Genomic DNA, 12,945 nt, shown 5'->3' with positions numbered 1-12,945 from the left:
ATGCCTCCTGGATTGTTGTTGTTCTCAGGTGCGCGTTACAGCGGGTCGCGAGATGGCGTGCCATCCACCAGCCGCTGGATACGCAACGGGTTGGCGTTTTTCAACGCGTCGGGCAGCAGGCTATCAGGGTAATTCTGGAAGCACACGGGGCGCAGGAAACGGTCGATGGCCAAGGTACCGACCGACGTGCCACGGGCATCCGACGTGGCCGGGTACGGCCCGCCGTGCACCATTGAATCGCAGACCTCCACACCGGTCGGGTAACCGTTGAGCAGGATGCGGCCGACCTTCTGTTCCAGCAGGGGCGTGAGTTCGGCGAACTGTTGCAGATCAGCCGGCTCGCCAATGATCGTGGCGGTGAGTTGGCCGTGTAGCCCCTGCAAGGCGGCGCTGAGCTGGGCCTGGTCGGCCACTTCGACAAACACCGTGGTGGGGCCGAAGACTTCTTCCTGCAGCACTGCATCGCCGTCGATCAACAGGCTCGCATCGGCCTTGAACAACTGCGGTTGCGCCTGGTTGCCGGCCTGTTGGCGGCCCGCCAGGTGCTGGATGCCCGGATGTGCCAGGAGCTTTTCCAGGCCCTTGCCATAGCTGCCAAGGGTGCCGGCGTTGAGCATGGTCTGCGCCGGTTGGTCGCCGATCAATTGCGCGACTTGTTGGGTGAACGCGGTGAACTCAGGCGATGCGATGCCAATCACCAGGCCTGGGTTAGTGCAGAACTGGCCGCAACCCTGGACCACCGAGGCAGTCAGGTCACGTGCGACGCTTTCGGCACGCGCTTTCAACGCCTTGGGCAGCACGATCACCGGGTTGATGCTCGACATTTCGGCAAACACCGGGATCGGCTGCGGGCGCGCTGCCGCCATATCGCACAACGCACGACCGCCCTTGAGCGAGCCGGTAAAGCCCACCGCCTGGATCGCCGGGTGTTTGACAAGCGCTTCACCGACGCCACCGCCAAAAATCATATTGAACACACCGGCGGGCATCTCGGTGGTGTCGGCCGCGCGGATGATTGCATCGGCAACCCGCTCGGCCGTCGCCATGTGCCCGCTGTGGGCCTTGAACACCACCGGGCAGCTTGCCGCCAGCGCGGCGGCGGTGTCGCCGCCCGCAGTAGAAAACGCCAGGGGGAAGTTGCTTGCACCAAATACGGCTACCGGCCCCAGGCCGATGCGGTATTGACGCAAATCCGGGCGCGGCATCGGCTGGCGATCTGGCAAAGCCTTGTCGATGCGCGCGCCGTAGAAATCACCGCGACGCAATACGCTGGCGAACAGGCGCATCTGGCCGCTGGTACGCCCGCGCTCGCCCTTGATGCGTGCGGCGGGCAAGGCGGTTTCGCGACAGACCAGCTCGACAAAGTCATCCCCCAACGCATCCAGTTCATCGGCAATCGCATCGAGGAACTGCGCACGGCGCGCCGCGCTCAACGCTCGGTACGCAGGGTAAGCCTGCGCGGCGGCCTTGGCGGCGGCGTCGACTTCTTCCGGAGTAGCCTGGTAGAAATCCTGCGGTAGGGCTTCGCCAGTGGCGGCATCGACGCTTTGCAGTTTAACGCTGCCGTTGGCGCTGCGCTGGCCGCCGATGTAGTTGTGGCCAAGTGACTGGGTCATGAAAATCTCCTTTAAAGGGTGATGACGTGGCCGGGCTCGAATGCCGCATCGCTGCTGCCGACGCTATTGACCAGCGGCGCGCCGAACTCGGCCTGGCTGATCTCGAACACATCGCCAGCCTGGGTACGTATACCGTCAGCGAATGACAGGGTCGCGGTGCCGAAGAAGTGGACGTGCACATCGCCCGGCGTGAGGAACTGACGGTACTTGAAGTGGTGGTACTCGAGGTTTTCCAGGCTGTGGCACATATTGGCCTCGCCGCTGAGGAATTCGCTCTGCCAGATCACTTCGCCGTCGCGCAGAATGCGGCTGGTGCCCGCCAGGTGTTGGGGCAACTCGCCCACGCGCAACTCGGGGCCATAGCTGCAACTGCGCAGTTTGGAATGGGCCAGGTACAGGTAGTTCTTGCGCTCCATGACATGGTCGGAGAACTCGTTGCCCACCGCGAAACCAACGCGATAGGGCTGGCTGTCCGGGCCGATGACGTAGAGGCCGCCGATCTCGGGCTCTTCCCCCGCATCCTCCGCGAAAGGCGGCGACGGGAAGGCAGCGCCGGGGCGCACCACAATGCTGCCGTCGCCCTTGTAGAACCACTCCGGTTGCACGCCTGCCTGACCGGATTCCGGCTTGCCGCCCTCCACGCCCCATTTGAAGATGCGCATGGTGTCGGTCAGTGCGGTGTCATCACCGGCCTGATGCATCTTGTCCCGCGCCGAGGCGCTGCCCAGGTGGGTCAGGCCGGTACCGCTGATCAGCATGTGGGCCGGGTCCGGGTGGTCCAACGGCGGCAGGATTTTCAGGTCGGCCAGCAAAGTGGCGTAATCGTAGCTGTCGCCCAAGCCCAGGCTGTCCACCTGTTGCGCCAGGCCGACACCGGCGTCTATCGCAGCCAGGGCCAGTTCGCGCACTGTGCGGGCGCTGTTGACCTCACGCACTTTACTGCCTTCCACCACGCCAACGCGGCGTTCACCGTTACGTAATTCAAACTGAACCAAACGCATGTCATTTCTCCTGAATCAAGTACGTGTAGCGCCACGGGCACTGGCGGCGAATTGGTCGGCAGGCAACACATGCCGGCGTTCGAGCAGGCGATAGACCACCCCCGTCAGCAGCAAGCCAAACACCATCACTGCGGACAAGAAGTACAAGCCCGACGCCAGGTTGCCGGTGTATTCCTTGAGCGCGCCGATCACGAACGGGCCGATATAGCCGCCGAGGTTGCCCACCGAGTTGATCAACGCGATGCCCGCCGCCGCACTGGCGCCGGCAAAGAACCGTCCCGGCAAGGTCCAGAACACCGCCGTGCAGGAAAACATCGCGAACGCCGCCAGGCACAACGCGGCCATTTGCAGCACCGGCACGCTGAGCCAGGCGCTGCAGAACAGGCCGATGGCGCCCAGCACGTAAAGCACGGCGAGATGGCCGTAGCGATCATTCAAACGGTCGGAACTGCGCGGGATGATCAGCAGGCCGATGATGCCGAAGATGTACGGCACGGCAGATATGAAACCGGTGGTGAGGTCACTGCCGCCGAATTGCTTGATCAAGGTCGGCAGCCACAGGCCCAGGCCATAAATGCTCAGGGTCACCGGCAGGTAGAACAGCGCCAGCAGCAGCACGCGCTTGTCTTTCAAGGCATGCAGCGGGTTGCCGTGACGGGTCTGGCCGTAGGCTTGCAGGTCTTTGGCGAGTTCGCCGGTCAGCCAGGCTTTTTCATCCTCGCTCATCCAGTTGACCTGCTTGGGGTCGTCCGGCAGGTAGCGCAGTACCGGCCAGGTCAGCAGGATCGCCGGCGTGCCGATGACGATGAACAGCCACTGCCAGCCATGCAGGCCAAGGATGCCGTCCATGCCCAGCAAACCACCGGACACCGGCCCGGTGATCATCATCGCGATGGGCTGGGACAGGATAAACAGCCCGAGGATCTTGCCGCGATGGCGCACCGGGAACCACTGGGTGATGTAGTACAGAACGCCCGGAAAGAACCCCGCCTCCGCCGCGCCGAGCAAAAAGCGCATCACGTAAAAGCTGTGCGGCCCCTGCACGAAGGCCATGCCGATGGTGATGGCGCCCCAGGTGATCATGATCCGCGCAAACCAGCGCCGGGCGCCGAAGCGATCAAGCATCAGGTTGCTGGGGATCTCAAAGAGGAAATAGCCGATGAAGAACAACCCTGCACCCAAGCCGTAGGCGGCGTCGCCAATGCCGACGTCGGCGCCCATGTGCAACTTGGCGAAGCCCACGGCGGAGCGGTCCACGTAGGCGATCAGGTACAGCAGGATCAGGAAGGGAATCAGTTTCAGCGTGATGCGCCGAATAAGCCGCAGTTCCTGGCTCATGGGGTCGATCTCCGATTGTTGTTTTTATAGAAGCTCGGGGGACGCCTCTCGCGAAAATCCGCCAGGGCCATACCTCAGTTGAAGCCGACTATATAGTATGACTATTTTCAAAACAACTCTTCCAAAGCAGGGTTTTTACGCTTATGTTTAAGCACACGTAGCACATATAGTCATACAATAAGAGAATCGATCATGTCTGATAAAAAGCCCGCCCTACGCTCCGCCCAGTGGTTTGGTACTGCCGACAAGAACGGCTTCATGTACCGCAGCTGGATGAAGAACCAGGGCATTGCCGACCATCAGTTCCATGGCAAACCGATCATCGGCATCTGCAACACCTGGTCGGAGCTGACCCCGTGCAACGCGCATTTCCGCCAGATCGCCGAGCACGTCAAACGCGGCGTGATCGAGGCCGGTGGCTTCCCGGTTGAATTCCCGGTGTTCTCCAATGGCGAATCGAACCTGCGCCCCACCGCCATGCTCACGCGCAACCTGGCGAGCATGGACGTGGAAGAAGCGATTCGCGGCAACCCGATTGACGGCGTGGTGCTGCTGACCGGCTGCGACAAGACCACCCCCGCCCTGCTGATGGGCGCCGCCAGCTGCGACGTGCCGGCCATCGTGGTCACCGGCGGTCCGATGCTCAACGGCAAGCACAAGGGCCAGGACATTGGCTCGGGCACGGTGGTGTGGCAGCTCAGCGAGCAGGTGAAAGCTGGCACGATTACCCTGGATGATTTCCTGGCGGCCGAAGGCGGCATGTCGCGCTCGGCCGGCACCTGCAACACCATGGGCACCGCGTCGACCATGGCCTGCATGGCCGAGGCACTGGGCACCTCGCTGCCGCACAACGCGGCGATTCCGGCGGTGGATGCACGGCGTTATGTGCTGGCGCATATGTCCGGCATGCGCGCGGTGGAGATGGTGCGCGAAGATTTGAAGCTGTCGAAGATCCTCACTAAAGAAGCGTTTGAAAACGCGATCCGCGTGAATGCCGCCATTGGTGGCTCGACAAACGCGGTGATCCATCTCAAGGCCATCGCCGGGCGCATTGGCGTCGAACTCGATCTGGACGATTGGACCCGCATGGGCCGTGGCATGCCGACCATCGTCGACTTGCAGCCATCGGGGCGTTTCCTGATGGAAGAGTTCTACTATGCAGGCGGCCTACCCGCTGTTTTGCGTCGCCTCGGTGAAGCCAACCTGATTCCCCATCCGAATGCCCTGACCGTGAACGGCAAGTCCCTCGGCGAGAACACCCAGGACTCGCCGATCTACGGCCAGGACGAAGTGATCCGCACCCTCGACAACCCGATCCGCGCCGACGGCGGTATCTGCGTGCTGCGCGGCAACCTGGCGCCTCTCGGTGCAGTCCTCAAGCCGTCCGCCGCCAGCCCTGAACTGATGCAGCACCGAGGCCGCGCCGTGGTGTTCGAGAACTTCGACATGTACAAGGCACGTATCAACGACCCGGAGCTGGACGTCGACGCCAACTCGATCCTGGTCATGAAAAACTGCGGGCCCAAGGGTTACCCAGGCATGGCCGAAGTCGGCAACATGGGCTTGCCCGCCAAGCTATTGGCCCAAGGCGTGACCGACATGGTGCGGATCTCCGACGCGCGCATGAGCGGCACGGCCTACGGCACGGTGGTGTTGCACGTGGCGCCGGAGGCGGCGGCCGGCGGTCCGTTGGCCACGGTCAAGGAAGGTGACTGGATCGAACTGGACTGCGCCAACGGCCGTCTGCACCTGGACATCCCCGACGCAGAGCTGGCGGCCCGCATGGCCGACCTGGCGCCACCCGAGAAGCTGATCGTCGGTGGCTATCGCCAGCTGTATATCGACCATGTGCTGCAGGCCGACCAGGGCTGCGACTTTGACTTCCTGGTGGGTTGCCGCGGGGCGGAAGTCCCAAGGCATTCCCACTAATTGGGATGCTATGATGCGGCGAATTCAAGCCAGAGCCTCCCTGTAGACATGGATCACCAGCCGTCCAAGCCGCGCAAGAGCCAGCATGCCCAGATCGTCCAGGATTTGGGCATGCACATCGTTTCCGGTCGCTTCAAGCCCGAAGAACGCTTGCCCATGGAGGCCACGCTCTGCGAGGAGTACAAGGTCAGCCGCTCGGTGTTGCGTGAAGCGACCCGCGTGCTCAGCGCCAAGGGCCTGGTGTATTCCAAGCCGAGGGTGGGCGCGGTGGTGCGGCCACGCTTGAAATGGCACCTGCTCGACCCGGACGTGCTGTCCTGGTTGATGCAATCCACGCCCCACAGCGAGTTCTTCAACACCCTGGCCGGCGTGCGGCGCATCCTCGAACCGGAAATCGCCGCCATGGCCGCGACCACCGCCACCGACGAAGACATCGCCACCATCGAGCAAGCCTACCTGGGCATGGAAACCGCGCAGACCCACGAACAGCTGCTGCAGGCTGACCTGGACTTCCACCGCGCGATTGCCGACGCCACCCGCAATGACCTGCTGGCCTACATGTGCAACATGCTGTCGCTGCCGTTGCGCGAGTCGATCAACATCACCAACCGCCGCCCGGACATCCAGGGCCTGAGCCTGCCCCGGCACAAGGCGATCCTCACTGCCATTCAGAACCGCGATGCCCTGGGCGCACGGCACGCGTCGCTGGTGCAACTGGATGACACGCGGGTGGCGTTGGATACGGTGATGAATGTGCTCACGCCACTTTGACATTCAGGCCGACAACCACGCTTTATCAGGTGCAAACTGATTCAAATGTGGGCGCGTGCCGGCCCATAAAACCAGGTTGCACGGTTACTCCAGCTCAATGGGCATGGCAAACGTGCGCTTGTTGTTTTGCATGGCGACAAAGGTCTTGAACTGTTTGATGTTGCCGAAAAAGAACAGCTCACGGGTCAGTTGCTCGTATTCGCTCATGTCCTTCACATTCATCACCAGCAAAAAATCAAAATCACCGGTCACGTAGTACACCTGCTGCACCTGCGGGCAGCCCACGAAACGCCGCTTGATCTCGTCCAGCAGGTCCAGGCGTTCATTTTCCAGCTTCACTTCAACGATCACCGTGATCGGCCGCCCCACGGCCGTGGGGTCGACGATGCTCACGTTCTGGCTGATCACCCCGGCTTTCTCCAGCGCGACGATACGTCGGTTCACCGCCGACGGTGACAGGTTGACCAACTCTGCCAGTTCGCGCTGGGACAGCCGGTTGTTCTCCTGCAGAACACTGAGGATCTTCCTGTCGTAAGCATCCAACTGCATAGGGCATTCCTCGGTGAAGGGCGCAAAACGCCGGTTGACGCAGATTCGTTGCGCCAGCCACCGAGAATCTAGCAACTTCCCACGCCAACCACGCAACAAAATGCCAAAACGCAAGAATGGTGCATTTACGCCGTGCATTTTCGGCCAATCGTGCGCAAGGCAGGCCTTAGCATCATCTGCACCGCAAAAAACAATAAGAAAGGAGACCACATGCCCCCCTCCCTTTGTGCTCGCCACTGCCCTTCGCCTTTTCACTGGGAATCCTTCATGAAACTTGATCAGCAGCAAAACCGGCACAACTTCGTCTCCACGGCACGGCGTTATCTCATCCTTGGCGCGGCAGCACTGCTGCTGGGCACAAGCCTGGGTGTCCAGGCAGCGACGCTGGAGCAAATCGAGGCGAAGGGCGTATTGAGCGTCGCCACCGAAGACAGCTACTACCCTTTCGAATTCATCAAGGACGGCGAATCCGACGGCTTTCATAAAGACGTGATCGCCGAACTGCGCAAGTACGCGCCGTTCAAGGTCAACCAGGACATCATGCCCTGGACCGGCCTGCTGGCCGGGATCACCTCGGGCAAATACGACGGCGCCATCACCGGCGCCGGCGTGACCGAAGAGCGCCTGGGCGCCTTCGACTTCGTGGCGCCGGTGGCCCCCGAGGTGTCCTACTACATCAAGCGCGCGGATGACGGGCGCATCAAGGGCCTCGCCAACTTGTCCGGCCTGACCGTGGGCGTACAGGCCGGCGGTGCGCAACTGGCGCGCCTGACCCAGCTCGACGCCAAGCTCAAGTCCCTCGGCGGCTCATTGGGCAAGGTCGTGCAGTACCAATCCTATCCGGAAGCCTACGCCGACCTGGCCAACGGCCGTCTGGACTACGTGGTCAACTCCATCGTGCCGGCCAATATGCTGGTCAAGGAACGCCCCAAGGTCTTCGCTGTGGGTGAGCCCACCTCGGGCATGGGCTTCATTGCCTGGCCCGTGGCAAAAGGCAACACCGCGCTATTGGAGTACCTGAGCGGTTTCGTCAATCACTTGCGCGACACCGGCAAGTTGGCCGAACTGCAGAAGAAATGGCTGGGCCAAGCCTTCGACAACCTGCCACGCGAGCCGATCACCTCGGTCGAACAGTTCAAGCAGTTGACCGCGCAGTAGATCGCACGGCGTCTATCACCCGCGTTGATCCGGCCCGCTGGCGGCCGGGCAACGCGCTCGATCCAAGGAATTCATGATGACTGGCAGTGACTGGCTCACGCTCCTTCATGCCGCCTGGACGACGATCTGGATATCCGGCATCTCCATCCTGTTGGGGGTGGTGCTGGGCTTGGTTGTCGCGATGCTCCGGGCCGCGAAGATCCCGCTTCTCAGCCCCTTATTGGCGCTGTATGTCAGCCTGATCCGGGCCACGCCCATGGTCACGCTGGTGCTGTTCCTGTTTGTGATCGCCCCGTCCATCGGCTGGGAGATCGACCCACGCATCGTCGCCATCGGTGCCATGACCCTCAACACCACCGCCTTCAATGCGGAAATCTGGCGCGGCGCGCTCAACAGTTTTTCCCGCGAACAAGTGGAAGCGGCCAAGGCGGCCGGCATGACCACCGGCCTGACCCTGCGCCGGATCATGTTGCCGCAGATGATGACCACCAGCCTGCCCGGCCTGGTCAACGAGATGTCTTTGCTGGTCAAGAGCAGCCCGGCCATCGCGATGATCGGCATCGTCGACCTGACCCGCGTGACCAACCGCATCGCTGCCGTCACGTACGACCCGCTGCCACCGATCCTCGCCGCCGGGGTGTTCTACATCCTGATCATCGGCGCCCTGGTGCGCTTTCAACGAATCGCTGATGCGCGTGCCAAGCGCCTGGCCATGTAGGAGGCCCCATGAACGGTTTGACCATGTTGTGGGACAACGCCGCGCTGTTTGCCACCGGTTTGCAGAACACCCTGTTGCTGTTTTGCGTGTCGGCGGTGTGTGCCTTCGGGCTGGCATGCGGCATTGCGTTTTTGCTCGAAGGTCGGCAGAACCTCCCACGCAGGCTGTTGCGCGGCCTGCTGGACCTGATGCGCATGCTGCCCTTCCTGATCTTTTTGTACCTGCTGTATTACGGGCTGCCCAATGCGGGAGTCCGCCTGGACGTGTGGACCGCTGGCTTTATCGCGCTGATCACCTACCACGGCGCTTACTTCGCCGAGATCCTGCGTGCCGCCCGCATCGCATTGCCTGCCGGCCAGGCGGAAGCCGCGTGGGCCCATGGGTTTATCAACGCAACGATGTACTGGCGGATCCTGCTGCCGCAGATGGTCATGCGCTCGGGCCCGCTGTTCGGCAACCAACTGGTGTGTGTGCTCAAGGACACGGCGTTTCTCTCGATCATCACGTTGATGGACCTGACCGCCGCCGCGTCCGCTGTTCAAGCCAAATATTTCGTACCCCTGCCGCCGTTCATTCTGGTGATCGCGCTGTACTGGTCGATCACGCTCATCGTCGAAGCGCTGCTGCAGCGCCTGGCGCGGCGCGCGCAAAAAAGAGGATTGGTCCATGAATAAATCAGCGCCCGTCGTGGAAATCCGCGACCTGCACAAACATTTTGGCGGCATCGAAGTGCTGCGTGGTATCAACCTGACCGTCGAGCGCGGGCAGACCGTCAGCATCCTGGGCTCCTCCGGCTCCGGCAAGTCGACCATGCTGCGCTGCATCAACTGGCTGGAAGTGCCGGATGCCGGCGAGATCTACCTGGGCGGCGACCGCATGGGCCTCAAGCCCGACAGCCTCAAGCCCATGTCCAACCGCGAACTGGCCGCCATGCGCGCACGCACCGCGATGGTGTTCCAGGGTTTCAACTTGTGGCCGCATTTGACGGTGCTGCAAAACGTGACCGAGGCGCCGATCCATGTCATGGGGGTCAACCGCAAAGAGGCCAACGAACAGGCAGCGGCACTGCTGGACAAGGTCGGGCTGTCGCATAAACACGATGCCTATCCCTGGTCGCTGTCCGGCGGGCAACGCCAGCGCGTGGCGATCGCCCGTGCGCTGGCGATGAACCCTGAGGTGATCCTGTTCGACGAACCCACCTCGGCCCTCGACCCGGAACTGGTCGGCGAGGTGCTGGCCGTGATGCGTGCGCTGGCCGAAGACGGCTTCACCATGGTGATTGTCACCCACGAAATGGAGTTCGCCCGCGCGGTTTCCAATGAGGTGGTGTTTATCGACAAGGGCCTGGTGGTGGAACGCGCTGCGCCCGAAAAATTCTTCACCCATTCGGACAGCGAGCGGGTCCGCCAGTTTTTGGGCCGCTACCGCACCGCGACCGCCTAAGCCTGCCACTTCCATCAACAAGGAGCCTTTCATGTTGTGTGTTAATCCGCGAGCCATCCGAGGCCCGTACCCGGACAGCCTGAAACAGGTCATGAATATCGAGGCCGCCCTGCAGTCTCGGCGCTGGCTGGCGCACTGGGATCAACTCAGCCCCCAGGCGACGCCGCTATGGGATTTGCCAGGGGTTGCCGCCCGCCTCGGCGTCGGCAGCTTTTGCGTGAAAGATGAATCGACCCGCTCGCCCCTGGGCAGCTTCAAGGCGCTGGGCGCGCCGATTGCGTTGATCCGGTTGATCCTGCGGATGCTGCCGCAGGAGGCGTTCGAACCCGAAGGCCTGATCACCGGCCAATACCGCCAGCGTTTGCAGGATTTCACGGTGATCAGCGCCACCGATGGCAACCACGGCCGCGCCTTGGCGGCGGCAGCGCAGAGTGTCGGCTGTCGTTGCGTGATCGTGCTGCACACGAATGTCAGCCTGGAGCGCGAGGCGTCGATTGCCGAGTACGGGGCGCGAGTGATCCGTATCAGGGGCAATTATGACGAGTCGGTGGCGCATACCGCGCAACTGGCCGAGGAACACGGCTGGCCGGTGGTTTCCGACACTTCCTACGAAGGCTACGAAACCGTTCCCCGTGATGTGATGCAGGGCTATGGCACGCTGGTTGCCGAATTGATCGAGCAAACCGCCGGCACCCCGCCGTTTACCCATGTGTTCCTGCAAGGGGGCGTGGGCGGAATGGCGGCCGGTATCAGCAGTTATCTGTGGGAGCACGCCCAGGCGCAGCGCCCGGTGTTTGTGATGGTCGAGCCGGAGCAAGCCGATTGCCTGTATCAAAGCGCATTGCAAGGGCGTCCGGCGAGCGCCACCGGTTCAGTCGACTCGGTGATGGCCGGCCTGGCCTGCGGTGAGACTTCGCCGTTGGCCTGGCGCTTTCTAGCGCCGTGCATCGACTTTTTCATGACCATCAGCGATGACGCTGCCGTGTCGGCCATGGGCTCCTTGGCGCGAGGCAGCACGACGGATATCCCGATCCTGGCCGGCGAGTCGGGCGTGGCCGGGCTGGCGGCCTTGCAGCAGTTGGCGAACGACCCGAACGCCGCGCAGCAAATCGGCCTGGGGCCCCACGCCCGTGTGCTGATCATCAATACCGAAGGGGCCACTGCGCCCACCGTCTACGCAGAGTTGGTGGGAGAAACCGCGCCATCGGTGCTCGCCCGCCAACGCGATTGGCTGACCCAGGAGGTTTCCCGTGAGCAATGACACTGCCTTTGAGCAGCAACTGGTGCGCTGGCGCCACCACTTGCACCAACATCCGGAAGTCGGGTTTGAAGAGGTGCAGACCGCCGACTACATTGCCAATGCCCTGACGGCGATGGGCCTGGAAGTACACCGTGGTATAGGCGGCACCGGCCTGGTCGCCAGCCTGACGCTGGGGGACAGCCCGGCCACGGTCGGCCTGCGCGCTGACATGGATGCGCTGCATATCCACGAAAACGCACCGGACCGCGCACACGCTTCGGTCACTGCCGGCAAGATGCACGCCTGTGGGCACGACGGGCATATGTCGATGGTACTGGGCGCCGCCAAGCTACTCACCGAGCGCCGCAACTTCAATGGCACCGTGCGGTTTATCTTCCAGCCGGCCGAAGAACACGGCTGCGGCGCCAAGGCCATGATCGCCGACGGCCTGTTCGAACGTTTTCCGGTGGACGCGATTTACGGCGCGCACAACATGCCGGGCCTGCCCGCCGGTAGCATCGCCACACGCAGCGGCGCAATCATGGCCAGCGAAGACAACTTCATGATCCGCATCACCGGCACCGGCACCCACGCGGCACGCCCGCACATGGGTGTCGACCCGATTGTGATTGCCGCCGAGGTGGTGCTGGCCCTGCAAACCATCATCTCGCGCAACCTCGATCCGAGCGTGCCGGCCGTGATTTCCTGCACGGAGTTCATCACCGACGGTATCCGCAACGCGATTCCCACCCACGTGGTGATCAAGGGTGATACGCGCAGCTACGCGCCCGAAGTGCAGGCCATGCTCGCCAAGCGCATGCGCGAAATCAGCGAAGGTATCTGCCGGTTGCACGGGGCATCGTGTGAATTCGAGTACACCCATGAGTTCGCCCCCACCGTAAACTGGGCACACTGCACAGCGATTGCCGTTGCTGCGGCGACGGCGGTGGTGGGGGCTGAACGGGTGAACCCGGAGGTTCAACCGATGATGATTTCCGAAGACTTCGGTGCGTTCCTGCAAGGGGTGCCGGGCAACTTTGTGTTCATCGGCAACGGGGAACAGGCTGGCGAAGGCGGCACGCCACTGCACAACGCGCGGTATGACTTCAACGACCAGGTGCTGGAGACGGGCGCGCAGTATTTCGCGCAGGTGGCGGTGGCGGCATTGGCGTCGTGAAATCG

At 62.6% G+C, this 12,945-nt stretch carries 12 protein-coding genes; 8 read left to right on the top strand and 4 right to left on the bottom strand.

The window, feature by feature from the left end; translation table 11 throughout:
* Positions 1 to 35: 35 nt before the first annotated feature.
* Genes AYR47_RS18585 through AYR47_RS18575 form a run of 3 tightly spaced genes read right to left on the bottom strand, consistent with a single transcriptional unit; the run spans position 36 to position 3,955 of the window.
* Complete coding sequence (locus AYR47_RS18585) at positions 36 to 1,616, bottom strand: aldehyde dehydrogenase (NADP(+)) (protein ID WP_061436253.1); 1,581 nt, start codon at positions 1,614 to 1,616, stop codon at positions 36 to 38.
* An 11-nt stretch (positions 1,617 to 1,627) separates the two neighbouring features.
* On the bottom strand, positions 1,628 to 2,617 hold the full coding sequence (gene araD1 / locus AYR47_RS18580) for an AraD1 family protein (protein ID WP_061436252.1): 990 nt from the start codon (positions 2,615 to 2,617) through the stop codon (positions 1,628 to 1,630).
* Positions 2,618 to 2,632: 15 nt separating this feature from the next.
* Complete coding sequence (locus AYR47_RS18575) at positions 2,633 to 3,955, bottom strand: MFS transporter (protein WP_061436250.1); 1,323 nt, start codon at positions 3,953 to 3,955, stop codon at positions 2,633 to 2,635.
* Between the two features lie 192 nt (positions 3,956 to 4,147).
* On the opposite strand from AYR47_RS18575, the gene AYR47_RS18570 reads away from it, so the two are divergent.
* Complete coding sequence (locus AYR47_RS18570; protein WP_061436249.1) at positions 4,148 to 5,884, top strand: IlvD/Edd family dehydratase; 1,737 nt, start codon at positions 4,148 to 4,150, stop codon at positions 5,882 to 5,884.
* Positions 5,885 to 5,932: 48 nt separating this feature from the next.
* Entirely contained in the window at positions 5,933 to 6,655 is a 723-nt protein-coding gene (locus AYR47_RS18565) for a FadR/GntR family transcriptional regulator (protein ID WP_010211221.1), read from the top strand.
* 84 nt (positions 6,656 to 6,739) lie between these two features.
* Here the strand turns inward: AYR47_RS18565 and AYR47_RS18560 are convergent, their stop codons facing one another.
* The gene (locus AYR47_RS18560; RefSeq protein ID WP_033903149.1) at positions 6,740 to 7,204 is read right to left on the bottom strand and encodes an Lrp/AsnC family transcriptional regulator; all 465 of its coding nucleotides are present in this window, start codon (positions 7,202 to 7,204) and stop codon (positions 6,740 to 6,742) included.
* A gap of 267 nt (positions 7,205 to 7,471) precedes the next feature.
* On the opposite strand from AYR47_RS18560, the gene AYR47_RS18555 reads away from it, so the two are divergent.
* The 6 genes from AYR47_RS18555 (at position 7,472) to AYR47_RS18530 (ending at position 12,940) form a co-directional block, all read left to right on the top strand.
* Positions 7,472 to 8,362: a transporter substrate-binding domain-containing protein gene (locus AYR47_RS18555; RefSeq protein WP_061436247.1), complete on the top strand. Its 891-nt coding sequence runs from the start codon at positions 7,472 to 7,474 to the stop codon at positions 8,360 to 8,362.
* A 76-nt stretch (positions 8,363 to 8,438) separates the two neighbouring features.
* Positions 8,439 to 9,080 (top strand): amino acid ABC transporter permease, encoded by a 642-nt coding sequence (locus AYR47_RS18550; RefSeq protein WP_061436245.1) that lies wholly within the window; start codon positions 8,439 to 8,441, stop codon positions 9,078 to 9,080.
* 8 nt (positions 9,081 to 9,088) lie between these two features.
* Complete coding sequence (locus AYR47_RS18545; protein ID WP_033903146.1) at positions 9,089 to 9,754, top strand: amino acid ABC transporter permease; 666 nt, start codon at positions 9,089 to 9,091, stop codon at positions 9,752 to 9,754.
* Entirely contained in the window at positions 9,747 to 10,523 is a 777-nt protein-coding gene (locus AYR47_RS18540) for an amino acid ABC transporter ATP-binding protein (protein ID WP_033903145.1), read from the top strand. The genes AYR47_RS18545 and AYR47_RS18540 overlap by 8 nt, the downstream gene beginning before the upstream one ends.
* A 31-nt stretch (positions 10,524 to 10,554) precedes the next feature.
* Positions 10,555 to 11,784 carry a diaminopropionate ammonia-lyase gene (locus tag AYR47_RS18535; protein WP_033903144.1) on the top strand — a complete coding sequence of 410 codons (1,230 nt, stop codon included), beginning with the start codon at positions 10,555 to 10,557 and terminating at the stop codon, positions 11,782 to 11,784.
* Positions 11,774 to 12,940: a M20 aminoacylase family protein gene (locus AYR47_RS18530; protein WP_061436244.1), complete on the top strand. Its 1,167-nt coding sequence runs from the start codon at positions 11,774 to 11,776 to the stop codon at positions 12,938 to 12,940. Before AYR47_RS18535 ends, AYR47_RS18530 begins: the two co-directional genes overlap by 11 nt.
* Positions 12,941 to 12,945 lie beyond the last annotated feature (5 nt).

This window comes from Pseudomonas azotoformans (genome assembly GCF_001579805.1).
Classification (GTDB): Bacteria; Pseudomonadota; Gammaproteobacteria; order Pseudomonadales; family Pseudomonadaceae; genus Aquipseudomonas; species Aquipseudomonas azotoformans_A.
This window is presented reverse-complemented; position numbering and strand designations above follow the sequence as displayed.